Origin of the sequence: Streptomyces sp. Je 1-79 (assembly GCF_025195125.1) — a bacterium.
Classification (GTDB): domain Bacteria; phylum Actinomycetota; class Actinomycetes; order Streptomycetales; family Streptomycetaceae; genus Streptomyces.
In genome coordinates, this window is the sequence record NZ_JAMGSL010000012.1 from 137,209 (window position 1) to 160,059 (window position 22,851).

Here is a 22,851-nt window from a genome sequence, read left to right on the forward strand (position 1 = left end):
TTGGTTGACGTACGAGTCTCCTCGCATGGACACGGACACCGCTGACATCACCCGCCACTTCGACCGCTACCTCCGCTCCCTCGACGACCGCGGCCCCTTCGGCGACGGCTGGGCCGCCGCCTTCTTCACCAAGGACGCGACCAGCTCGACCCCCGCCGGCGACACCCGGGGACGTGAGGCCATCGCCGCCAACGTGCGGATGGCGATGGGGCTCTTCGACCGGACCGTGCACTTCGGCTCCAACTACCTCGTCGAGGTGGACGGCGACCGTGCCACCCTCCTCGGCAACCAGCTCTCCACCCACGTACTGGCCGACGGCGGCGGGCTGTTCCTGTCCGGCGGGCGCACGGAGAACGAGTTCGTCCGCACCCCCGACGGCTGGCGCCTGTCCCGGGCCGATCTGCTCATCGCCTGGAAGCAGGGAAATCCACCGGCGCTGCCCCGGACGCAGCTGCTTGGATGACCCGCATGCTGAACCGCCTCGAGACGTACTACGACTCCGTCCCCCGATCCGCCGCCCGCGCCGAGGAGTTCGGGCCGCTGACCCTCTTCGTACGGGAGGGAGAGGGCTGGCCGTACTACGCGCGGCCGGCGCTCGGCCGGTCCGGGGAGGTGACGGTCTCCGAGGTGGACCGGGTCCGGGCGCGCCAGCGGGAGCTGGGGGTGCCCGAGGCCTTCGAGTGGGTGGCGGAGACGACGCCCGGGCTGCGCGCGGCCGTCGAGAAGAGCGGGCTCGTCGTGCACGAGCACCCGCTGATGGTCCTCGAAGGCGAGGGCGTGCTCCCGGCCCCGCCCGAGGGCGTGACCGTCGGGATGGTCGGCGCCGGCGATCCCGTCCTGCCGGGCGCGGCCGCCGTCCCGTACGCGGCCTTCGGCGTCGAGCCCTCCCCGGCGGCCGCCGCCGAGCTCGCCGCCCGGATCGCGGCGGGCCTCACCCGCCTCGCCGCCGCGGTGGACGCGGACGGCACGGCGCTCTCCTCCGGGCAGCACCAGCCCGTCGGCCCGGTCTCCGAGGTCGTCGGCGTCGGCACCCTGCCGACCGCCCGCCGCCGGGGCCTGGGTCTCGCGGTCACCGCCGCGCTGATCGCGGACGCCCGCGCCCACGGCGTGGAGACGGTCTTCCTGACGGCCACCGACGAGAGCGTGGCCCGCCTCTACGGCCGCCTCGGATTCCGTACGATCGCCACCGCCCTGATCGCCGAACCGGCCTCCTGACCGGCTCCGGACCGGGCTCCTGAAAAAACTTCTCCGGACGTGTCACATCCGTGGCGCGCGCTCCGTCAATGCGGTGAAGGCGACGGAGAGCGCCCCACGGACCGCTGAAGGAGCGACCACGATGCTGCACGAGATCACCCCCCGGATGACCAACCCCGCCTACGTCCTCCCCGACGCCGGAGCCGCGATCCAGGCCCTGGTGAAGGCCACCCGTCAGGGCGGTGTCCCGGAGTCGACCCTTGAGCTCGTGCACCTGCGGGCCAGCCAGATCAACGGCTGCGGATTCTGCGTCGACTTCGGCGTCAAGAGTGCCCGGAAGGCCGGGATGAGCGACGAGAAGCTCTTCGCGGTCGCCGCCTGGCGCGAGGCGCCGTACTTCACCGACGAGGAGCGGGCCGCGCTCGCGCTGGCCGAGCACGCGACGCGGCTGGCCGACACCTCGGACGCGGTGCCGGACGCGGTGTGGGACGCGGCCGCCGACCACTTCGACGAGAAGCAGCTCTCCGCGATCGTGCTGATGGTCGCGCTGACCAACCTGTTCAACCGGATCAACGTGACGGTCAGGCAGCCGGCGGGCGTGGCTCTCTGACCCGGAGGCCTCCTCGTCCGGGGGCGCCACCTCGCGGGGGCGCCACCTCGCAGGGGCGCCACCTCGCGGGGGTGCCGCTCGTTGGTGGGGGCATGAAGAAGATCCTCACCGCAGCCCTGACCGGGCTCGCCGTCGCCGGGAGCATCGGCGCCGCCGGGGCCGCTGCCGCCGGCACGGCCGACCTCGGCAACGCCCACCTTCCCTCCGTCGTACCGCTGAGCGGCCTCCTGGACCCCCAGGAGAGGCCCGCCGCCTCCGCGGCGGCCGCGCTGCCGGCCGCCAACGCGGCCGTGGAAGGGCTGCTCCCCGGCCACTGAGGCGCGCCGCGCGGAGAACGCACGAGGTGGCGGGAGCGCCTTCCGGCTCCCGCCACCTCGCGTTTCGTGACTCAGGTTCTTCCTGCCAGGGACCGTCAGTCCGCGACCACCAGCGAAGGCGTCTCCTTCGTGAGCACCTCGCCCCGGAAGAACGCGGGGCTCCTGCGCTGCATGACCAGCATGATCACCAGGCCGAGCAGCAGCAGTCCGACGCCGATCACGAAGACCGACCCGACGCCGAGGACCGAGGAGCCGCTGCCGTAGGCCGGGTCCCACATGTCGTAGAGCGTCTTGCCGAAGACGGCGGTGAGCAGGACGCCGCCGAGGACCGGGCACAGGCCCTTGTAGACGAAGTCCCGGCCGGAGCGGAAGAGCTCCTTGCGGAAGTACCAGGCACAGGCGAACGCGGTCAGCGAGTAGTAGAAGCAGATCATCAGGCCGAGCGCGTAGATCGTGTCGACCAGGACGTTCTCGCTGACCAGGGTCATCACCGTGTAGAAGACACCGGTGGCGACGCCCGCGATGATCGTGGCCTTGCCCGGCACCTTGAAGCGCGGGTGGACCTTGGCGAAGGACGCGGGGAGCGCCTCGTACGTCGACATCGCCAGCACGGTGCGGGCCACCGGGATGAACGTCGTCTGGAGGCTGGCCGCCGCCGACGCGAGGACGGCGACGAAGAGCAGGATGCCGAGGGCCGGGCCCATGACCGGCCCGGCGAGGGCGGCGAAGACGTTGTCGGAGGTCTCCGGGTTGGCGAGGCCGAGGCCGCTGTCGCCGGAGCCGACGGCCATCTGCGCGGCGACGCCGGTGGCGAGGTAGGAGCCGACCAGGACGACCATCGCGATGAGCGCGGCGCGGCCGGGGGTCTTGGCGCTGCCCGTGGTCTCCTCGTTGGTCGCCATGCAGGCGTCCCAGCCCCAGTACATGAAGATCGAGAGGGACAGACCGGCCGTGAAGGCGGCGAAGGACTGGACGGCGAACGGGTTCATCCACGACCAGGAGAAGGAGAGCCCGGTGTCGAAGGCGCCGCTGGACGCCTTCTGGAAGGCCATCGCGACGAAGAGCGCGAGGACGACGAGCTGGAGGCCGACGAGGGCGTACTGCACGCCCTTGGTGGCGGTCATCCCGCGGTAGCTGATCGCGGTCGCGAGGGCGATGAGCGCGAGGCAGGTGAGGATGTGGACGGCCTTGTTGTCGTCCAGGGCGGCGATGGAGTCGCTGCCGGCGATCTCACCGGCGAGGAGCCAGAAGTACGAGGTCGCTACGCCGGCCAGGTTGGAGAGCACGATGATCGTCGCGATGACGAGGCCCCAGCCGCACATCCAGCCGATCCTGGGGCCGAAGGCCTTGACCGTCCAGGTGAAGGAGGTGCCGCAGTCCGGCATGACCCTGTTGAGCTCCCGGTACGCGAAGGCGACGAGGAGCATCGGGAGGAAGCCCGCGAGGAAGATCGCGGGCATCTGGAGCCCGACCTCGCCGGCCGTGGAGCCGAGCGTGGAGGTCAGACAGTAGACCGGGGCGACGGTCGAGATGCCGATGACGGCACTGCCCATCAGTCCGACGGAGTTGCCGCCGAGTCCCTTGGTGCGTACGCCGTGGCTGTCACCCGAGGCGGTGACGCCCCTTACCGTGTCTCCGGCCTGGGGCCGTGCATCCACCTGAGTCATGAACAGGACGTTAAGTGCTGCGGTTTCCACATCCGGAGGACGCAAGTCCGGGACATTGAGCGATCCCTGCCTTGCATTGCGAGGGCGACGACCCCCTCGCGTCATTGATTGAAAGATCGACTACGCGTCCGAACCGACCGATTGGTAGGCGCCCCGAAGGCCGTCCGATATACGGGAACCGCAGCACTGTCCCAAATGTCCGTTTCCAAATTTTCCCGAAGTATTTTCCGAGCCGTGCCGGGGAAGGTCAGCCGGGCCAGACCAGCGCCTGCGTCTCGCTGTACGCGTGGAGGGCGTAGGACCCCACGTCCCGCCCCACACCGCTCTTCTTGAACCCGCCGAACGGCGCCTCCATGTTCCGTCCGATGGTGTTCACCCCGACCCCGCCCGCCCTCAGCCGGGCCGCGATACGGAACGCGCGGGCCACGTCCCCCGACCACACGTAGTCGAGGAGCCCGTAGTCGCTGTCGTTCGCCAGCGCGATCCCCTCCTCCTCGTCGTCGAAGGGGACGACCACGACGACCGGGCCGAAGATCTCCTCCCGGACCACCCGCATGTCGTTCGTGCACTCCGCGAGCAGCGTCGGCGCCACGTAGAAGCCGCGCTCCATCGGCGGGCGCTCGCCGCCCGCGACGACCCGCGCGCCCTCCTTCCGCCCCAGCTCGACGTAGGCCTCCACCCGGTCGCGGTGGGCCGCCGAGATCACCGGGCCGACCACCGTGCCCGGGGCCGTCGGGTCCCCGACCTTCATGAAGGCCAGATAGCCGGTGAGCCTCTCGATCAGCTGCTCGTAGATCCCGCGCTGGGCGAGCACCCGCGTCGGGGCCGTACAGATCTGTCCGCTGTAGAAGGAGAAGGTGGTGCCGATCCCCATCACCGCCGAGTCGAGGTCGGCGTCGTCGAGGACCAGGGCCGCGCCCTTCCCGCCCAGCTCCATCAGCTGCCGCTTCAGGGCCCGGCCGCAGACCTCGCCGATCCGCTGCCCGACGGCCGTGGAGCCGGTGAAGGAGACCATGTCGACCTCGGGCGCGTCGACGGCCGCCTCGCCGACGGCGGTGCTCCTGCCCGTGACGACGTTGACGACGCCCGCCGGGACCCCCGCCTCCTCCAGGGCCCGGGTCATCGCGAAGACCGAGAGCGGGTCCTGCGGGGCGGGCTTCACCACCACCGTGTTGCCCATGGCGAGCGCCGGGGCGATCTTGCCGGCCGGATTGGCCCAGGGGTTGTTGTACGAGGTGATGCAGGTGACCACCCCGACCGGGCGGCGTACCGCGACCGCGCCGAAGACCCCTGCCTTCCCCATCGGTCCGGCCTCGTTGATCTGCGGGGGCAGCGCCTGCTCGACCGGCTCCAGGGCGCCGCGCGCGTATCTCCGGAACCGGGAGGAGCCGACGGCGACCTGCATGCCCCGCGCCGTCCCGGTGGTGGCGCCGGTCTCGGCCTGCGCGAGGACCGTGTGCGCGTCGGCGTCGCGGGCCATCAGCTCCGCTGCCCGGTCGAGGATCGCGGCGCGCTCCTCCGGTTTCGTACGGGACCAGGTCGCGAACGCCTCCCGGGCGGCGGCCGCCGCCTCGTACACCTGGCCGCGGGAGGCCTCGGGCGCGAGTCCGACGACCTCCTCGGTGGCCGGGTTGACCACCTCGTAGTGCCCGCCCTCGGGCTCGACCCACTCCCCGCCGATGAAGAGTCGCTGCGTCACCGTGTGGACACCGTCCTCGTGTCGCGGCCGGAGCGCAGCACCCTGCCGGGGATCGCGCCGGTCACCTCGTCGTCGCGGATGGTCTCCACGCCGTTGACGCGGACGGAGACGATGCCGATCGCCCGCGAGTCGAGCCGGGGGCTCTCCCCCGGCAGGTCGTGCACCAGGGTCGCCGGGCCGGCGTCGATCCGCTCGGGGTCGAAGAGGACCAGGTCGGCGTGGAAGCCCTCCGCGACCCGCCCGCGCTCGCGCAGTCCGAAGAGCCGGGCCGGGTCGTCGGTGAGCATCTTCACCGCCTGTTCCAGCGGGACCAGCCTGCGGCCGCGCAGACAGTCGCCGAGGAAGCGGGTGGTGTACGGGGCGCCGCACATGCGGTCCAGGTGCGCGCCGGCGTCGGAGCCGCCGAGCATCACGTCCTCGTGCTCCCAGGTCTCCCGGCGCAGCGCCCAGGAGGCCGGGTCGTTGTCGGTGGGCATGGGCCAGAGCACGGTCCGCAGGTCGTCGTTGGCGCAGATCTCGACGAGGCACTGGAAGGGGTCCTGGCCGCGTTCGGCGGCGATGTCGTTGACGACCCGCCCGGTGAGACCTTCGTTCTCCCGGCTGTAGGTGTCGCCGATGACGTAGCGGCCGAAGTGGGCGAGGCGGCGGAAGACACCGGCCTCCTTGGAGTCGGCGCGGCGCAGCATCTCGGCCCGGACGTCCGCGTCGCGCAGCTTCGCGATCCGCTCGGGGACGGGCAGGGCCAGGATCTCGCCCCATCCGGGGATGAGGTTGAGGGCGCAGAACGTACCGAGCGACATGTTCATGGGGGTCAGGATCGGCATGGTGAGCGCGACGATCCGGCCGCCGGACTTGCGGGCCCGTTCGGAGGCGAGGAGCTGGCGCGGGACGCGTTCGGGGACGGTGGCGTCGATGGTGAGGACGTTCCAGTTCAGGGGCCGGCCGGCGGCCGCCGTCATGTCGACGAAGAGGTCGATCTCGTCGTCGGAGAACTGGTCGAGGCAGCCGGCGAGGATCGCTTCGAGCTGGGTGCCCTCGTGCTCGCCGACGGCCCTGGAGAGCGCGATCAGCTCGGCGGGCGTGGCGTGCCGGGAGGCGACGGGGGCGCCGTCGCCGTCGGAGTGGGTCGACGACTGGGTGGTGGACAGGCCCCAGGCGCCGGCGTCCATCGCCTCGTGGAGCAGCTCCGTCATCCGGTCGAGCTGCTCGGGCGTGGGCTGTCCGCCGACGGCCTCGGCGCCCATCACGTACCGGCGCAGGGCGCAGTGTCCGACCATGAAGCCCGCGTTGACGGCGATCCGCCCTTCGAGGGCGTCGAGGTATTCGCCGAAGGAGGACCAGCTCCAGTCGACGCCCTCCTCCAGGGCCTTGAGGGCCATGCCCTCGACCTTGGACATCATGCGGCGCGTGTAGTCGGCGTCCTCGGGCCGCCCGGGGTGGAGCGGCGCGAGCGTGAAGCCGCAGTTGCCGCCTGCGACGGTGGTGACGCCGTGGTTCATGGAAGGGGTGGCGAAGGGGTCCCAGAAGAGCTGGGCGTCGTAGTGGGTGTGGGGGTCGACGAAGCCGGGGACGAGGACGAGCCCCGTGGCGTCCTCGGTGGTACGGGCGTCCTCCTGGACGCCCCCGGGTTCCGCGACGACGACGATCCGCCCGTCGCGGAGGCCGACGTCGGCGGTACGGGCGGGGGCACCGGTGCCGTCGACGACGGTGGCGCCCTTGATCAGGTGGTCGAGCATGACGTTCCCTTCAGCACGGTCCTCGGCACATGGACGGGCCCCGGCCCGGGACGGGGCAGCCGGCCGCGGCTGCCGCGCCCCCGACCGGGGCCGGTGCGGGGCGGTGGTCCGGGAAGACACCGCCCCGGTACGGGGGCCTGCCCCTACTCCCCCGCGGCCTGGCGGAAGCGGGTGGTGCGGTGGACGGGATCCGTGTCGATCTTGGGGATCACGTGCTCACCGATCAGCTTGATCGAGTTCATCGTGTCCTCGTACGAGATCCCGATCGGCAGCCCGAAGGAGAGCTGGTCCGCGCCCGCCTGGTCCCAGCGCTTGCACTGGCGCAGCACCTCCTCCGGGTCGCCGCAGATCATCAGCTCCTCCGCGATGAGGAGTTCGATGATCTCCGCGCTGTACTCGGGGAGGAGCTCCGGCCACTCCGGGATGCCCTCGGGGCGCGGGAAGGTGTCGTGGTAGCGGAAGAGCAGCGACTGCAGGTAGTTGAGCCCGCCGCCCACCGCGATCTCGACGGCCTTCTCGTGCGTCTCGGCGCAGATCGCGGTGGAGGTGACCATGACGTTGTCGTTGACGAAGTCGCCGACCGCCTTGGCCTCCTTGATGGCCTCCTTGTAGGACTCGACGACCCACTCCATGTCGGAGACCTTCTGCACGCTGAAGCCGAGGACGCCGAGCCCCTTCTTCCCCGCCATCGCGTACGAGGACGGCGAGCCGGCGGCGTACCACATGGCCGGGTGGGACTTCCCGTACGGCTTGGGCAGGACCTTGCGCGGCGGCAGGGACCAGTGCTTGCCCTGGAAGCCGGCGTACTCGTCCTGGAGCCACATCTTGGGGAACTCGGCGATGGTCTCCTCCCAGATCTCCTTCGTGAAGTTCATGTCGGTGATGCCCGGCATGAACCCGAGGATCTCGTGGGAGCCCGCCCCGCGCCCCGAGCCGAACTCGAAGCGGCCCTGGGAGAGATGGTCGAGCATGGCGACCTTCTCGGCGACCTTGACCGGGTGGTTCACCGGCGCGAGGGGGTTGAAGATGCCGGAGCCGAGGTGGATCCGCTCGGTGGCGTGGGCGAGGTAGCCGAGGTAGACGTCGTTGGCCGAGAGGTGCGAGTACTCCTCCAGGAAGTGGTGCTCGGAGGCCCAGGCGTACTTGAACCCGGACTTGTCCGCCTGGATGACGTACTCGGTCTCCTCCATCAGTGCCTTGTGCTCGGCCTCGGGATCGGTCTCGGCGCGCTTGCCGACGTATCCCTGTACGAAGATCCCGAATTCCAAGGGGGTTCACCGTCCTCGTTGTTTCTGACGTACCGTCAGATTCTCGATGTGCCCGACTCTCGCACCGCGGGGCAGGTGCGTCAATACCTGATGGAGCGTCAGGAACGGTCAGAACAGCTTGACGCCCGCCAGCCAGCCTCCGTCGATGACGAACGGCTGCCCGGTGATGTACGAGGAGTCGTCGGCGGTCAGGAAGAGCGCGAGCGCCGCTACCTCCTCGGGCCTCCCGATCCGTCCCATCGGCACGAGCTGCCGGTACAGCCCGGCCGTCGCCTCCGGGTCGACCCCCTCCGGGTTGCTCATCGGGGTGTCGATCGCTCCCGGGCAGACCGCGTTGACCCGGATCCCCCTGGCCGCGAGCTCCACGGCCGCGACCCGGGTCAGCCCGAGCACGGCGTGCTTGGTCGCGGCGTAGGCGCCGACGCCCGCCATGCCCGTCAGACCCGTGTACGAGGCGGTGTTGACGATCGTGCCCCCGCCGGCCGCCTCGATCTCGGGCGCGACGGTACGGATCCCCAGGAAGCAGCCGACCTGGTTGACCGAGACGATCGCCTGGAACTCCTCCAGGGGCGTGGAGACCAGCTCGTTGAAGCGCAGGATCCCCGCGTTGTTCACCAGGCCGTCGATCCGCCCGAAACGCTCCTTGGCGACGGCGACCGCCGCCGCCCAGTCTTCCTCCTGCGTGACGTCGAGGTGGACGTAGACCGCCCGGTCCTCGCCCAGCTCCTTCGCCAGCGCCTCACCGGGGGCGTCCAGCACGTCGGCGAGAACGACCCGGGCCCCCTCGGCGGCGAAGAGCCGCGCCTCCTGCTCGCCCTGTCCGCGCGCCGCGCCCGTGACGACGACGACCCGCCCGTCCAGCTTGCCCATGTCCGTCCACTCCTCAGCTCAGGTGGGGGGCGACCTCGGCGGCGAACGCCGCCATCTGATCGGTGAGTTCGGTACGGCTCCGGGAGCGGAACCGGACCTGTATCTGGTGCACGCCCATCCCGCCGTAGGCGTTCAGCGACTCGGCGAGGGCCTCCGGCTTGCCCGCCAGCGTGCGCCGGCCGACCTCCCAGCCGGGCTCACCGACGTACAGCGCCTCGGTGATCGCCCCGACGGTGATCGGGTCCGCGATCCCGGCCTCGGCCCGCAGCCGCGTGAGCCGGGCGATCTGCGCGGCCAGCTTCTCCCTGGGGTCGCCCTGCGGCAGCCAGCCGTCCCCCTTGAGCGCGGCCCGGCGCACGGCGGCAGGCGAGGAGCCGCCGACCCAGACCGGCACCCGCTCCTGGGCGGGCCGTGGCAGCTGCCCGAGGTCCTTGAAGGCGAAGCGTTCACCCGCGTGCTCCGGGTACTCCTCCGGTCCGAGGGCCGCCCGGAGCGCGTCGACGGTCTCGTCGAGGACGCCCCCGCGCCCGTCGAAGTCGGCCCCGACGGCCTCGAACTCCTCCCGGACGTGGCCCGCCCCGACCCCGAGGACCAGGCGGCCGCCGGAGAGGTGGTCGAGGGTCGCGTACGCCTTGGCGGTGACCAGCGGGTGGCGCAGGCCGACGACGGCGACGTGCGAGAGCAGCCGTACGCGCTCGGTGGCGGCGGCCAGGAAGGAGAGCGTGGCGACCGGGTCGTACCAGACGGTGCTCATGGGGCCGGCGAGCCGGCGCGGGATGGCGACGTGATCGCAGCTCGCGATGTAGTCGAAGCCGGTGCGGTCGGCGACGCGGGCGATCTCCACCAGTTCGGCGGGGCCGGCGGCGGCCTCCCAGGGCTCGGCGTAGAGGGTGCTCTGCGACTGGACCGGGAGCTGCATCCCGTAGACCACCATGGTGGACCCCTTAACTGACGGACCGTCAGAGACTGAAGGGACCCATAGTCGGGGCACACCCGCCATCAGACAAGGGCTGCGCCGGAACAAGGGGCGGGCACGGAGTCGCGGATCTTGATGTTGGTGACGTATGATTCTTTGTACATGGCCAACATTGCGGGAGGTGCGGCATGGCCGTCACGCAGATCGACCTAGACGATGACGCGCTGCAACGAGTGATGGCGCTGTCCGAGGCCAGGACCAAGAAGGAGGCCGTCAACCTCGCCCTCCGGTTCTACGCCGACCGCCGGGAGCGTGCGGCACGAATCGGCCGCCACTTCGAGCGCGCACGCAAGTGGGGCGCGGTCGAGGACGCCGAGCGGCTGCACCAGGCCGAGAAGGGCAGTCGTTGATCTACCTGCTCGACACCTCCGGCCTCGTCCGGCTGCTCGGCGACCCCACGCTCCAGTCGGCCTGGTGGGACGCCGTCGACGCCGAGGCGATCGCATCCTGCTATCCGCAGCGCACCGAGTTCCTGCACAGCGCTCGAAACGCTCGGGAGTACGACGAGATCACGGAGATGTTCACCGACCTCTACCCCGACGTGGCGGTACCCAAGAACGCGGGACGCTGGATCGGCTCCGTACAGCATCGGATGGCGAGGGCCGGGGAGCACAGGAGCGCCTCGGCCATCGACCTGCTCATCGCCGCCACGGCGGCCCATCACGGACTGACCGTCCTCCACGACGACGCCGACTACCGCACGGTTGCCCGGCACACGGCCGATCTCAGCGAGCACAACGTCAACGACGTCCCATAGGGACCGTGAGAGACCGCCGCTCCGGGAGCAGCCTCCCTACGGCACCCAGAGCCCGTCCGGCGTCAGCCCGAGCAGCTCGATCGCGTTGCCGCGCACGATCCGCTCGACGACGTCCGGCGCCAGATGGCCCATCTGCGCCTCACCGACCTCCCGCGACTTGGGCCAGGTGGAGTCGGAGTGGGGGTAGTCGGTCTCGTACAGGACGTTGCCGACGCCGATCGCGTCGAGGTTCTTCAGACCGAAGGCGTCGTCGAAGAAGCAGCCGTGGACGTGCTCGGCGAAGAGCTCCGACGGAGGGCGCAGCACCTTGTCGGCGACGCCGCCCCAGCCGCGGTTCTCCTCCCAGACCACGTCGGCGCGCTCCAGGATGTACGGGATCCAGCCGATCTGTCCTTCCGCGTACATGATCTTCAGGCGGGGGAAGCGCTCGAACTTGCCGCTCATCAGCCAGTCCACCATCGAGAAGCAGCAGTTGGCGAAGGTGATGGTGGAGCCGACGGCGGGCGGGGCGTCGGCGGAGGTGGACGGCATCCGGCTGGAGGAGCCGATGTGCATGGCGACGACGGTGCCCGTCTCGTCGCAGGCACGCAGGAACGGGTCCCAGTAGTCGGTGTGGATCGACGGCAGCCCGAGGTGCGGCGGGATCTCGGAGAAGGCGACGGCACGGACCCCGCGGGCGGCGTTGCGCCGCACCTCCTCGGCGGCGAGCTCGGCGTCCCACAGGGGTATGAGGGTGAGCGGGATCAGCCGGCCCCGTGCCTCCGGGCCGCACCACTCCTCCACCATCCAGTCGTTGTACGCGCGGACGCCGAGGAGGCCGAGCTCGCGGTCGCCCGCCTCGGTGAAGGTCTGCCCGCAGAAGCGCGGGAAGGTGGGGAAGCAGAGCGCGGACTGGACGTGGTTGACGTCCATGTCGGCCAGCCGGTCGGGCACGCTGTACGAGCCGGGGCGCATCTGCTCGTAGGTGATGACCTCCAGCCTGATCTCGTCCCGGTCGTAGCCGACGGCGGTGTCGAGCCGGGTGAGCGGCCGGTGCAGGTCCTCGTACACCCACCAGTCGCCGATCGGCCCGTCGTCGCCCTTGGCGCCCATGACGGGCGCGAACTTCCCCCCGAGGAAGGTCATTTCCTTCAGGGGCGCCCGGACGATCCGCGGTCCGGTGTCGCGGTACCTGGACGGGAGCCGGTCCCGCCAGACGTGAGGCGGCTCCACGGTGTGGTCGTCCACCGAGATGATCTTCGGAAAGGTCTCCATGCGTTTCACGGTAGCGTTGATCTGACGGTCCGTCAGCTCCTTGGTCGGCCGAATCATGTGGCAGGACTTGTGCAGACAGTCACCCGATGCTGACGCGCCCCCTCCGGACAAGGCAGACTGTCTTGGGCGAAACCAGCGGTACGGCAGGGGGAGCTATGGACCGTGAGAACGGCCCGCACGTTCCGGAGCAGCGAGCTCCGCTGACAGGTCGCGTCCGCCCGGACGACCTGCGCTTCGGTGTGCTCGGCCCGGTACGCGCCTGGCGCGAAGGCACCGCCCTCCCCTCCGGCTCCCCGCAGCAGCGGGCCCTGCTCGCCGCACTGCTGCTGCGCGACGGGCGCACCGCCACGGCCGCCGAGCTGATCGACGCCATCTGGGGCGAGGAGCCGCCCTCGCAGGCCCTCGCCGCGGTACGGACGTACGCCTCGCGCCTGCGCAAGATCCTCGACGCGGGAGTCCTGGTCAGCGAGTCGGGCGGCTACGCCATCCGTACCGCCGACGCCGGGGCGCTCGACCTGAACGTCGCCCAGGACCTCGCCGCCGAGGCCGACAAACTGCGAGGCGCGGGCGACCGCGCCGCGGCCCGGTCCCGGCTGAACAAGGCCCTCGGGCTCTGGGACGGCGAGGCACTGGCCTCCGTACCGGGGCCGTACGCCGAGACCCAGCGGGTCCGCCTGGAGGAGTGGCGGCTCCAGCTCCTGGAGACCCGGCTCGACATGGACCTGGAGGCCGGGGCGCACGCGGAGGCCGTCTCCGAGCTGACCGCGCTCACGGCCGCGCACCCGCTGCGCGAGCGGCTGCGCGAACTGCTCATGCTGGCCCTCTACCGCAGCGGCCGGCAGGCCGAGGCGCTCGCGGTCTACGCGGACACCCGCCGGCTCCTCGCCGACGAGCTCGGCGTCGACCCGAACCCCGAACTCTCCCGGCTCCAGCAGCGAATCCTCCAGGCGGACGCCGAACTGGCCCGCCCGGTCGAGGAGTCGGCCCCCGCGCCCGTGGTGTCCCGGCCCGCGCAGCTCCCGGCCACGGTCCCCGACTTCACCGGCCGCAGCGCCTTCGTACGCGAGCTGGGCACCCGGCTGGCCACGGCGGAGGGGTCCGTGATGGCCGTGTCGGCGCTCGCGGGCATCGGCGGCGTCGGCAAGACGACGCTCGCCGTGCACGTGGCGCACGAGGCACGGCCGCACTTCCCCGACGGGCAGCTCTACGTCGACCTCCAGGGCGCGGGCGCCCGGTCGGCGGCACCCGAGACGGTCCTCGGCGCGTTCCTGCGGGCCCTCGGCACGCCCGACTCCGCGATCCCCGACTCGCTGGACGAACGGGCCGCGCTGTACCGCTCGACACTGGACGGCCGCCGGGTCCTCGTCCTGCTCGACAACGCCCGGGACGCGGCCCAGATCCGCCCCCTCCTGCCGGGCACGGCGGGCTGCGCGGCGCTGGTGACCAGCCGGATCCGGATGGTGGACCTGGCGGGGGCGCACCTGGTGGACCTGGACGTGATGTCCCCGGAGGAGGCGCTCCAGCTCTTCACCCGGATCGTCGGCGAGGAGCGTGTCTCGGCGGAACGGAAGGCGGCCCTGGACGTGGTCGCCGCCTGCGGCTTCCTCCCGCTGGCGATCCGCATCGCCGCCTCGCGCCTGGCGGCGCGCCGCACCTGGACGGTGGCGGTCCTGGCGGCCAAGCTCGCCGACGAGCGCCGCCGCCTGGACGAGCTCCAGGCCGGCGACCTCGCGGTCAAGGCCACCTTCGAACTCGGCTACGGCCAACTGGAGCCGGCCCAGGCCCGCGCCTTCCGCCTCCTGGGCCTGGCGGACGGCCCGGACATCTCCCTGGCGGCGGCCGCGGCCGTCCTCGACCTGGACCCCCACGCGACGGAGGACCTCCTGGAGGCCCTGGTCGACACCTCCCTCCTGGAATCCGCGGCCCCGGGCCGCTACCGCTACCACGACCTGGTGCGCCTCTACGCGCGTGCGTGCGCGGAACGGGACGAACAGCCGCCGGTGGAACGGGAACTGGCGCTGTCGCGGCTGCTCGACTTCTACCTGTCGACGGCGGCACGGGTGTACGCGATCGAGCGTCCGGGGGACCGGACCGTCGCTCACCTGGAGGCCACCCACCACTCGGGCCTCGAGTTCTCCGACCACGCCCAGGCCCTCGACTGGCTGCACGCCGAGGCCGACTGCGTACTGGCCTGCGCCCAGCAGTCCCTGGCCCGGCGATCCCTGCGCCGGGCGGTCGACCTGCTGATGGCGACGAAGGACCTCGCCGAATCGGGCGTCAACGCCCTCCGGTACGAGGTGGTGGCCGTGGCCGCCCGGGACGCGGCCCGCTCCCTCGGCGACGCCCGCTCCGAGGGTCGCGCACGGACCACGCTCACCCAGGTGTACAGCACCGCGGGGCGGTTCGACGAGGCCGACGAGGAGGCCCGGTTCGCCATGGACCTCGGCCGGGCGGCCGGAGATCCGTGGACGTGCGGGAACGCGCCCAACGAGCGGGGCATCCTCGCGCTCTACGAGAACCGTCACGTCGACGCGGAGATCCATCTCTCGCGGGCACGGGACGCGTTCCGGGCCGACGCGAACAAGCCCGGCGAGGCGAGCGCGCTGTGCAACCTGTCGCGCGTGCACCTGGCCACCGGACGTGTCGCGAGCGCCGTGGACCTGGCGTCGCAGGGCATCGCCATCTACGAGGAGGCGGACACCGGGCTCGCCCTGCGTCTCGCCAACGGCAAGTACGCCCTCGGGCTCGCCCTGACGGCGTCCGGGCAGACCACCCGGGCCCGTGCGGTCCTCACCGAGGCGCTCAGCGTCTTCCAGGAGAGCCGACAGCACCTGTGGCACGGCATGACCCTGTTCCGGCTCGCCGAGGTCCACATCGTCGACCGCAGGCACGCGGCGGCCGCGGCAAGCGCCGAGCAGGCGCTGTCGGTGCTGCACGGCATCGGCGGCGACTGGCGCCGCGCGGGCGTCCTGACCGTGCTCGGCCGCAGCCTCGCCGCCCTGGGGCAGACGGACCGGGCGCGCGTGTGCTGGAACGAGGCGCTCACGGCGTTCGAGGCCCTCGGTTCCCCGGAGGCCGACGACGTGCGTGTCCTGCTCCGTCCGGCGGCGGTCGCCTGACCCGGACTGGGCGTTCATCAATCGTTTATCGCCGCACGGCACTCTCGTACGTATCGATCCGTCGCGTCGGGGGGCAGACGGTTCGACACGAGGCCCCACCGTTAAGGTGATCGGCCCTGGCCGTCCGCCCGGCGGTCCAACGGGGGAATCGCCGGGCGGACGTATCAGTCCCACAGTGCCCAACGACTTCAGGAGCTGGCTCCATGGCCGACAACATCAAGCCCACGGACTCCCACGCCACCGGCGAGGACATCGCCACCATGGACTCGCACGCCACGGGCGCACCGATCAAGCCGCTCGACTCCCACGCGACCGGCGGGGACATCACGACCCTGGACTCGCACGCCACGAGCGAGCCCATCAAGCCCGTCAAGCCGCTCGACTCCCACGCCACGGGCGAGCCGCTCAAGTAAAGAGCTGAGCCGGCCCACGGGGGAAACGGGGCCGGCTCGCCATCGGGGGACGGCCGCGGCGACGCCATCGGGGGAGCCGCCGGGGCCGGGACCGTCCGGAAGTGAGCAGCGCACGCGCTCGGGGGACGTCCGCCGGAGCCGGGGGGACCTCGGCGGACAGGGCGCGGCGCGCGCCATGACCGGACAGCACAACGGAGGGGCCGGGCGATCGCCCGGCCCCTCCTCCGTTTCGCGGACCGTCACCCCCGCGCGTACGAGCCCAGGCCCACCAGGCAGTACACGTACTCGTTCACCGTCGCCCCGTTGATCGTGTAGCGGTGCGAGAAGGCGTACTGGGTCTTCGGGTTGGCGTTGCAGCGGTTCAGGTCCGAGGTCAGTGGGAACGTCTGGATGACCCGGTAGTGCGCGTCCGACGCCGAGCACTCCACCTCGTCGATGTCGCTCACGCTCTGCGCCGTCGTGGAGTCCGGGAGCGTGCCGTTGAGGCAGGTGCCCTTCGTGTACGGGTCCGGCGGCGCCTCCGTCGTCGGGGCGGGGGGCGGGGCCGTCGTCGGGAACGCGGACGTCGTGACCGGGACCGTCGGCGAGCCGGCCGTGGGAGCCTCGTCGTCGCCGTCGTTCGTCAGGACGATCGCCGCGATCACCGCGCCGATCACGCCGAGCGTCACCAGGCAGCCCCACGGGCTCGACCTGCGCGGGGGCTGCGCGGGGCCCGTGACCTGGATGCGCAGCAGCACCGTGCCGTTGCCCACCTGCGCCGGGATCAGGTCGCCGTTCCGGCACGGAGGGATCCGGATGTGGGCGGGTCCGGTCGGCAGGGTGAGGGTGAGGGTCACGCCCGTCGCCGCCTGCTGCGGGGTCAGGGATATGGGGAGTTCGGGAGACGACACCGGCTGCTCCAGAGGGAGACGTGGGCAAGAGGACGCAGTGCGTGGAGGATTGTTCCGGGCACGCCCGCGCTGAAGCCGGCATTCCGGCGGTCAGCGACGATGTTGTGACCTCAGCACCCCCTTCACCACCTTCCCGCTCGCGTTCCTCGGCAGCTCCCCCACGAACTCCACCTCCCTCGGCACCTTGAAGTTCGCCATCTCCCTGCGCGCCCACGCGATCAGGTCGTCCGCCGTGACCCTCGCCCCCGGCCGCCGGACCGCGAACGCCTTCCCGACCTCCCCCAGCCGCCGGTCGGGGACCCCGACGACCGCGACGTCGGCGATGTCCGGGTGCAGGCCCAGGAGTTGCTCGATCTCCGCCGGATAGGCGTTGAAGCCTCCGACGATGAACATGTCCTTGATGCGGTCCGTGATCCGCAGGTTGCCCGCCTCGTCCAGGACGCCCACGTCGCCCGTGTGCAGCCAGCCGTCCGCGTCGACGGCCTCCGCCGTGGCCGCCTCGTCCTCGAAGTAGCCGCTCATGACGTGGTGGCCGCGCACCAGGACCTCGCCCGCCGCCGAGAGCCGGACCTCCGTGCCGGGGATCGGGCGCCCCGAGGTGGTCGCGACGACGTCCGCCGGGTCGCCCCTGCGGCACATGGTGACGATGCCGCTCGCCTCGGAGAGGCCGTACGCCGTGAGGACCGTGCCGACCCCCAGCTCGGTGCGCAGCCGCTCGACCAGCCGCAGGGGTACGACGGCGGCGCCCGTGACCACGAGCCGCAGGGCGGAGAGGTCGTAGGAGGAGCGGGCGGGGTGGTCCAGGAGCGACTGGTGCAGGGTCGGCGGGCCGGGCAGGACCGAGATGCGTTCGGCGGCGATGTTCGCGAGGGCGGTGTCCACGTTGAAGACGGGCTGCGGGACCATCACCGCCCCGCGCATCAGACAGGCGATGATCCCGGCCTTGTAGCCGAAGGTGTGGAAGAACGGGTTCACGATCAGATAGCGGTCGCCCTCCCGCAGCCCCGCGAGCTCCGACCAGATCCCGTAGCAGCGCAGGGTCTGGGCGTGCGTGATCACCGCGCCCTTCGGGGCGCCCGTCGTCCCGGAGGTGTAGATGATGTCCGAGGGGGCGGCGGAGTCGATCGCGTCGGCCCGGGCCCGCACCTCCGCCGTCGAGACGGACTCCCCCTCCGCGAGGAAGTCCTTCCAGGTCGTGTACTCCTCGGGCGCGGCGTCCGCGAGCACCACCACCCGCTCCAGGTCCGGGAGTTCCACTCCGGCGCGGCGCAGGGACGCGACGTACGAGGTCCCCAGGAACGTCCCGGTGACGAAGAGGAGCCTGGCCCGGGACCGGGAGAGCACGTGCGCCGCCTCGGTGCCCTTGAAGCGGGTGTTCAGCGGGACGAGCACCGCCCCGGCCGTCACCGCCCCGAGCGCGGAGACGATCCAGTCCAGGGTGTTCGGCGCCCAGATCCCGACCCGGTCGCCGGGCTCCATCCCCGCCGCGAGACAGGCCGCCGCGGCGCGTTCGACGCGCTCGCCCAGCTCCTCGTACGAGACGCGGGTGCGGCCGTCGACGACCGCCTCGGCCGTCCCGTACCGTTCGGCCGCCGACCGCACCAGTCCGGCTATCGAGCCCCATTCCCGGTCACCGCGCATGTGTCGCCCCTCCCGCCGCACCCGTAGCTGACTAACCGTCAGATTAGCTGTACCCTGACGCGCTGTCAGCAGCCGCAGCAGCTCAGGCTGCCGCTCACGATCGGGGAGGTTGCCCGTGCTCAAGGACGCCACGGCCATCGTCGGGATCGGACAGACACCGTTCGCCAAACGGCTCGCCGAGTCCGAGAAGACGCTCGCCTGCCGCGCGATCCTCGCCGCCCTCGACGACGCCGGCATCGCCCCCTCCGAGGTCGACGGCTTCGCCTCGTACACGATGGAGGAGACCGACGAGGTCGAGGTCGCCAAGGCCATCGGCGCCGGTGACGTCACCTTCTTCTCCAAGGTCGGCTACGGCGGCGGGGGCTCGTGCGCCACCCTCGGCCATCTCGCCGCCGCCGTCGCCACCGGGCAGGCGAGCGTCGGCGTCGCCTGGCGGTCGCGCAAACGCGGCAGCGGCCCCCGCCCCTGGACCAACACCACGGCCCAGCTCGCCACCCCCGGCCAGTGGACCCGCCCCTTCGGACTCCTGCGTCCCACCGACGAGATCGGCATGCTGGCCCGCCGCTACATGCACGAGTACGGCGCCACCCGCGACCACCTCTTCAACGTCGCCCTCGCCTGCCGCAACCGCGCCAACCAGAACCCGGCCGCGATGATGTACGAACGGCCGCTGACCCGCGAGATGTACATGACCGCCCGCTGGATCAGCGAACCGCTCTGCCTCTTCGACAACTGCCTGGAGACCGACGGGGCGCTGGCGTGCGTCATCGTGAGCGCCGAGCGGGCCCGCGACTGCCGGCACAAGCCCGTGTACATCCACTCCGCCGCCCAGGGGCTGCCCGCCCAGCACCACGGGATGGTCAACTACTGGAACGACGACCCGCTCACCGGACCCGCCTGGACCGCGGCCCGACACCTCTGGAAACAGGCCGACTTCGGCCCCCAGGACGTCGATGTCGCCCAGATCTACGACGCGTTCACCCCGCTCATCCCGCTCTCCCTGGAGGGGTACGGATTCTGCGACCGCGGCGAGGGCGCCGCGTTCACCGAGGGTGGCGCGCTGGAGATCGGCGGACGGCTGCCGATCAACACCGGCGGCGGCGGACTCAGCGAGGCGTACGTCCATGGCTTCAACCTCGTCAACGAGGGCGTGAAGCAGCTCCGCGGCACCTCCACCGCCCAGGTCCCGAACGCCTCCACCTGCCTCGTCACCGCCGGCGAAGGCGTCCCCACCTCGGCGATCCTGCTTCGAGCCTGAGGAGTTGAGTAGACATGCTGACACCTGTCGTCGACGAGGACGGCGCCCCCTTCTGGGAGTACACCGCCCGGGGCGAACTGAGGATCCAGGGCTGCGCCGACTGCGGCGAGCTGCGCTTCCCGCCCCGGCCCTGCTGCCCGCACTGCCAGTCCTTCGCCGCCGAATGGCGCCTGATGTCCGGGCGCGGCCGGATCTGGTCGTACGTCCTGCCCCACCCGCCGCTTCTGCCCGACTACGCCGCCCAGGCCCCGTACAACGCCGTCGTCGTCGAACTCGCCGAGGCGCCCCGCATCCGGCTCGTCGGCAACGTCGTCGCCACCCCCGAGGCGGCGCTCGACTCGGTCGACCCGGCACGGCTGAGGATCGGGGCTGCTGTACGGGTGGCGTTCACCGAGATCGACGGCATGACCGTGCCGCGCTGGCTCCTGGAGCGCGGATGACGATCACCGTCGTACGCGACAAGGAGACCGGCGTCGCGACCGTCACCCTCGACCGGCCCGGGAAGCACAACGCGATCACGCTGGACATGGCCCGGCGACTGGCCGAGACCTGGCGGGAGTTCCGTTACGAGGACGAGGTGCGGGCCGTCGTCGTCACCGGCGCCGGCACCCGGGCCTTCTGCACCGGCATCGACCGCGCGGCCGAGGTCCCCCAGCCGTCGTCCCCGTACACGATCGACGACCCGCTGATCGCCATCGGCCCCAAGGCGAACGACCTGTGGAAACCGGTCGTCGCCGCCGTGGAGGGCATGGCCTGCGGCGGGGCGTTCTACCTCCTCGGCGAGGCCGAGTTCCTCGTCGCCGGTGAGGACGCCGCCTTCTTCGACCCGCACACCACCTACGGGATGGTCAGCGCCTTCGAGACCATCCACATGGCGCAGAAGATGCCCTTCGGGGAGGTCGCGCGCATGGCGCTGATGGGGACCGCCGAGCGGATTTCGGCCCGCCGGGCGTACGAGACGGGGCTCGTCTCCGAGCTGACGGAGCCCGGCGGGGCGCTGGACGCCGCCCGCCGGGCCGCCGCCGTCATCGCCGCGTACCCGACCGGGGCGGTCCAGGGCACCGTCCGGGCGCTCTGGTCGGCCAAGGAGGCGGCGAGGGCACAGGCCCTCGCCCACGCGCCGCACCTCGTCACGCTGGGGAACCTGCCGCCGGAGCGACAGGCGGAGGTGTTCGGAGGGCGGGGCGGGGGCGAGGGCTTCCGGCTGCGATAGCCCTGGCCCTGCGACAGCCCTGGTCAGCCGATGACGCGGTCGGCGTCGACCACGACGCACTCGGTGTACTCGGAGCCGTCGCCGGTGCCGGTGTACGAGGTGGTCGCCTCGGCCGACGTCGAGGCGCCGGCCTCGACGCGCAGGTCGGTGACGTTCGCCATCGCGACGGCGGCGGTCGAGTCCCCCTTGAACTGCAGGGAGACGTCGTAGAGGTACGCCGAGGAGTCGCTGTTGGTGATCGTCACCTTGGCGACCAGGTTCTTGCGGTCGGTGCTGAGCTTGCACTCGTCGATGCGGACGTCGCGCTGGGCCTTGTTCTTCGACGAACCGCCGGCGCCGCCGACGGTCACGCCGCCGCTGCTGGAGCTGCTGCCGTCGGAACCACCGCTGGTGGAGCTGGATCCGTCGGAGCCACCGCTGCTGGAGCTGGAGCCGCTGGAGCTGCTGGAGCCGCAGCTGGCGCCGTGGGAACCGCGGGCGCCGGTGAGCGCGACCAGGGCGATTCCGAAGACAGCGATGGCACGGACATGACGAAGCTTCACGCTTCAACCCCCGTTGAGTGTGCAGAGTACTGATGAGCCGAGTGGATACGCCCGTCTTGACGAGCGCACGTCACCCTACTGGACGGAGACGCTCGCGATCGCACACGAGGTGACCCGGCCGACCGCCTTCGGCGACTCCATCGCCACCTCGAAGGTCTTCGTCTCGCCCGACTCGACCGTCACGGTCTTCACCGCCTCGTCGACCTCCACGCCACCGGAGCCCTCGAAGGCCACCTCGACCTTGAACGTCTCGGTGAAGTCCTCGATCGAGGTGATCCGCAGCGTGGCCGTCGTGTCCGCCTTACGGGCGGGCTTGCCCTTCCGCTTCTTCTGCGCGGGCTTGACGCAGTCGACGACCGACACGTGCACGGTCGACGTGGGCGAGGCCGAGACACTCGGCGTGGCCGGCGCGGTGGTGTAGTCGCTGCCGCCCGAGCCACCGCCGTCGTAGTCGTCGTGGTCGTAGTCGTTGTTCTTCTTCTTGGAGCTGGAGCAGCCGCCTCCGTCGGAGCCGCTGCTCCGGCTCTTGCCGCTGCCGCCCTTGCCGCCGCTGCTCGTCTGGAATCCCGTCAGCGCGAGCACCACCACTGCGAGCGTCGCCGCGAGCCTGATGCCCCTCCGGCGCGCCGTCCCCGTTGCCATTCCCGGCCTTCCTGTCGTGTCCGCGCCACACTAGCGCCGCGTGGCGGGGCCCCCGCACCCGGCGTAGCGTCGACAGCGAGAGCCGGACCGTAAGGAGGCCGATCGATGGTCCGCAACGTCATCGGCTCGGTCCTGGCCCTCGCCGGAGCGACGGCCGCCGTCTGGAGCCCCTTCCGTGCCTGGTACGACGGCCGTCACGGCAGCGAGTACCGCATCCAGGACCTGTTCGGCGGCATCACCGACGTCAAGGCGGACGTGATCGGATCCATCCTGCTGCCGTTCGCCTTCGCCGCCGTCGTCACCCTCGTGGGCGTGGTGTTCCGCTCCCGCCTGCTGGTCGCCCTCGCCGGGCTGACCGTGCTCGGCTTCACCGTTCTGTGGATGGTGCGCGTCGGCCAGGTCGAGGGCGGACTGACGGTCGGCGGCGACGGTACGGGGCTCGGGGACGGCGTCGCGAGCGCCCTCGGAGGCGGGGCCCTGCTCCTTCTGGCCTCGCTGGTCATGTCCGGCCGCCGCACCCGCTCGCGCAGCCTGCCCCTCGACGGGCCGCGGCACCGGCGCACGGAGCCCGCGGAGCCGACGGATCCCACGCGGCCCGGGGAGCCCGTGGACCCCGACCGGCCGACACAGCCCACGTACCCGACACCGGACGACCCCTACGGCGCACCCCCCACACGGACCATGGACGTCCCGCCCTGGGACCAGAACCGCGAGCCGCCCCCGAACCACCGCGCCTGACCCGAAGCGGCACGGCTCACGCGCGCCCGGGCCACGACTTGCGCGCC

General features: G+C 71.6%; 23 protein-coding genes. 12 read left to right on the forward strand and 11 right to left on the reverse strand.

Translation table 11 applies throughout. The features are described from left to right. Window positions 1-25: 25 nt before the first annotated feature. The 4 genes from M5362_RS24650 to M5362_RS24665 all read left to right on the forward strand — a co-directional run bounded on the left by M5362_RS24650 (window position 26) and on the right by M5362_RS24665 (window position 2,121). A complete protein-coding gene (locus tag M5362_RS24650) occupies window positions 26-463 on the forward strand; it encodes a nuclear transport factor 2 family protein (RefSeq protein ID WP_260229911.1) in 438 nt (145 codons plus the stop codon). Continuing rightward, window positions 460-1,215 carry a GNAT family N-acetyltransferase gene (locus M5362_RS24655; RefSeq protein ID WP_260229912.1) on the forward strand — a complete coding sequence of 252 codons (756 nt, stop codon included), beginning with the start codon at window positions 460-462 and terminating at the stop codon, window positions 1,213-1,215. The genes M5362_RS24650 and M5362_RS24655 overlap by 4 nt, the downstream gene beginning before the upstream one ends. 121 nt (window positions 1,216-1,336) lie before the next feature. Next, on the forward strand, window positions 1,337-1,804 hold the full coding sequence (locus M5362_RS24660) for a carboxymuconolactone decarboxylase family protein (RefSeq protein WP_260229913.1): 468 nt from the start codon (window positions 1,337-1,339) through the stop codon (window positions 1,802-1,804). A gap of 92 nt (window positions 1,805-1,896) precedes the next feature. Further along, the gene (locus M5362_RS24665; RefSeq protein ID WP_260229914.1) at window positions 1,897-2,121 is read left to right on the forward strand and encodes a hypothetical protein; all 225 of its coding nucleotides are present in this window, start codon (window positions 1,897-1,899) and stop codon (window positions 2,119-2,121) included. Between the two features lie 95 nt (window positions 2,122-2,216). On the opposite strand, the gene M5362_RS24670 is transcribed toward M5362_RS24665, so the two are convergent. From M5362_RS24670 to M5362_RS24695, 6 genes are all read right to left on the reverse strand, one after another. Beyond that, window positions 2,217-3,788 carry an APC family permease gene (locus tag M5362_RS24670; protein WP_260229915.1) on the reverse strand — a complete coding sequence of 524 codons (1,572 nt, stop codon included), beginning with the start codon at window positions 3,786-3,788 and terminating at the stop codon, window positions 2,217-2,219. A 247-nt stretch (window positions 3,789-4,035) separates the two neighbouring features. Next, window positions 4,036-5,487: an aldehyde dehydrogenase family protein gene (locus M5362_RS24675; protein ID WP_260229916.1), complete on the reverse strand. Its 1,452-nt coding sequence runs from the start codon at window positions 5,485-5,487 to the stop codon at window positions 4,036-4,038. Further along, entirely contained in the window at window positions 5,484-7,223 is a 1,740-nt protein-coding gene (locus M5362_RS24680; RefSeq protein ID WP_260229917.1) for an amidohydrolase family protein, read from the reverse strand. Before M5362_RS24680 ends, M5362_RS24675 begins: the two co-directional genes overlap by 4 nt. 143 nt (window positions 7,224-7,366) lie before the next feature. Next, window positions 7,367-8,491: an LLM class flavin-dependent oxidoreductase gene (locus M5362_RS24685; protein ID WP_260229918.1), complete on the reverse strand. Its 1,125-nt coding sequence runs from the start codon at window positions 8,489-8,491 to the stop codon at window positions 7,367-7,369. A 108-nt stretch (window positions 8,492-8,599) separates the two neighbouring features. Continuing rightward, the gene (locus M5362_RS24690) at window positions 8,600-9,361 is read right to left on the reverse strand and encodes an SDR family NAD(P)-dependent oxidoreductase (RefSeq protein ID WP_260229919.1); all 762 of its coding nucleotides are present in this window, start codon (window positions 9,359-9,361) and stop codon (window positions 8,600-8,602) included. A 13-nt stretch (window positions 9,362-9,374) separates the two neighbouring features. Next, the gene (locus M5362_RS24695; RefSeq protein ID WP_260229920.1) at window positions 9,375-10,295 is read right to left on the reverse strand and encodes a TIGR03619 family F420-dependent LLM class oxidoreductase; all 921 of its coding nucleotides are present in this window, start codon (window positions 10,293-10,295) and stop codon (window positions 9,375-9,377) included. Window positions 10,296-10,465: 170 nt separating this feature from the next. Between M5362_RS24695 and M5362_RS24700 the strand changes: the two genes are divergently transcribed. Then, a complete protein-coding gene (locus M5362_RS24700) occupies window positions 10,466-10,687 on the forward strand; it encodes a type II toxin-antitoxin system VapB family antitoxin (protein ID WP_260229921.1) in 222 nt (73 codons plus the stop codon). Next, window positions 10,684-11,094: a PIN domain-containing protein gene (locus M5362_RS24705; protein WP_260229922.1), complete on the forward strand. Its 411-nt coding sequence runs from the start codon at window positions 10,684-10,686 to the stop codon at window positions 11,092-11,094. Before M5362_RS24700 ends, M5362_RS24705 begins: the two co-directional genes overlap by 4 nt. Window positions 11,095-11,130: 36 nt before the next feature. On the opposite strand, the gene M5362_RS24710 is transcribed toward M5362_RS24705, so the two are convergent. Next, a complete protein-coding gene (locus M5362_RS24710) occupies window positions 11,131-12,348 on the reverse strand; it encodes an amidohydrolase family protein (protein ID WP_260229923.1) in 1,218 nt (405 codons plus the stop codon). Between the two features lie 155 nt (window positions 12,349-12,503). Here M5362_RS24710 and M5362_RS24715 point away from each other — a divergent pair, with 155 nt between their 5' ends. Together M5362_RS24715 and M5362_RS24720 are read left to right on the forward strand one after the other, a co-directional pair. Further along, window positions 12,504-15,467: a BTAD domain-containing putative transcriptional regulator gene (locus M5362_RS24715; protein ID WP_260229924.1), complete on the forward strand. Its 2,964-nt coding sequence runs from the start codon at window positions 12,504-12,506 to the stop codon at window positions 15,465-15,467. A gap of 203 nt (window positions 15,468-15,670) precedes the next feature. Beyond that, window positions 15,671-15,880 carry a hypothetical protein gene (locus M5362_RS24720; RefSeq protein WP_260229925.1) on the forward strand — a complete coding sequence of 70 codons (210 nt, stop codon included), beginning with the start codon at window positions 15,671-15,673 and terminating at the stop codon, window positions 15,878-15,880. Window positions 15,881-16,119: 239 nt separating this feature from the next. Here the strand turns inward: M5362_RS24720 and M5362_RS24725 are convergent, their stop codons facing one another. Together M5362_RS24725 and M5362_RS24730 are read right to left on the reverse strand one after the other, a co-directional pair. Continuing rightward, on the reverse strand, window positions 16,120-16,770 hold the full coding sequence (locus tag M5362_RS24725; RefSeq protein WP_260229926.1) for a hypothetical protein: 651 nt from the start codon (window positions 16,768-16,770) through the stop codon (window positions 16,120-16,122). Between the two features lie 90 nt (window positions 16,771-16,860). Beyond that, window positions 16,861-18,411, reverse strand: a complete 1,551-nt coding sequence (locus tag M5362_RS24730) for a FadD3 family acyl-CoA ligase (RefSeq protein ID WP_260229927.1) — start codon at window positions 18,409-18,411, stop codon at window positions 16,861-16,863. Window positions 18,412-18,520: 109 nt separating this feature from the next. On the opposite strand from M5362_RS24730, the gene M5362_RS24735 reads away from it, so the two are divergent. The 3 genes from M5362_RS24735 to M5362_RS24745 are packed head-to-tail and all read left to right on the forward strand — an operon-like array spanning window position 18,521 to window position 20,882. Next, window positions 18,521-19,669 (forward strand): lipid-transfer protein, encoded by a 1,149-nt coding sequence (locus M5362_RS24735; protein WP_260229928.1) that lies wholly within the window; start codon window positions 18,521-18,523, stop codon window positions 19,667-19,669. Between the two features lie 14 nt (window positions 19,670-19,683). Then, a complete protein-coding gene (locus tag M5362_RS24740; protein ID WP_260229929.1) occupies window positions 19,684-20,109 on the forward strand; it encodes a Zn-ribbon domain-containing OB-fold protein in 426 nt (141 codons plus the stop codon). Continuing rightward, window positions 20,106-20,882, forward strand: coding sequence for an enoyl-CoA hydratase/isomerase family protein (locus M5362_RS24745; protein ID WP_260229930.1), 777 nt, complete (start codon window positions 20,106-20,108; stop codon window positions 20,880-20,882). Before M5362_RS24740 ends, M5362_RS24745 begins: the two co-directional genes overlap by 4 nt. Before the next feature lie 23 nt (window positions 20,883-20,905). On the opposite strand, the gene M5362_RS24750 is transcribed toward M5362_RS24745, so the two are convergent. Next, window positions 20,906-21,424 carry a hypothetical protein gene (locus tag M5362_RS24750; RefSeq protein WP_260229931.1) on the reverse strand — a complete coding sequence of 173 codons (519 nt, stop codon included), beginning with the start codon at window positions 21,422-21,424 and terminating at the stop codon, window positions 20,906-20,908. 75 nt (window positions 21,425-21,499) lie between these two features. Then, window positions 21,500-22,066, reverse strand: coding sequence for a hypothetical protein (locus tag M5362_RS24755; protein WP_260229932.1), 567 nt, complete (start codon window positions 22,064-22,066; stop codon window positions 21,500-21,502). A gap of 105 nt (window positions 22,067-22,171) precedes the next feature. Between M5362_RS24755 and M5362_RS24760 the strand changes: the two genes are divergently transcribed. After that, the gene (locus tag M5362_RS24760; protein ID WP_260229933.1) at window positions 22,172-22,804 is read left to right on the forward strand and encodes a hypothetical protein; all 633 of its coding nucleotides are present in this window, start codon (window positions 22,172-22,174) and stop codon (window positions 22,802-22,804) included. The last annotated feature ends 47 nt before the right edge of the window (window positions 22,805-22,851 follow it).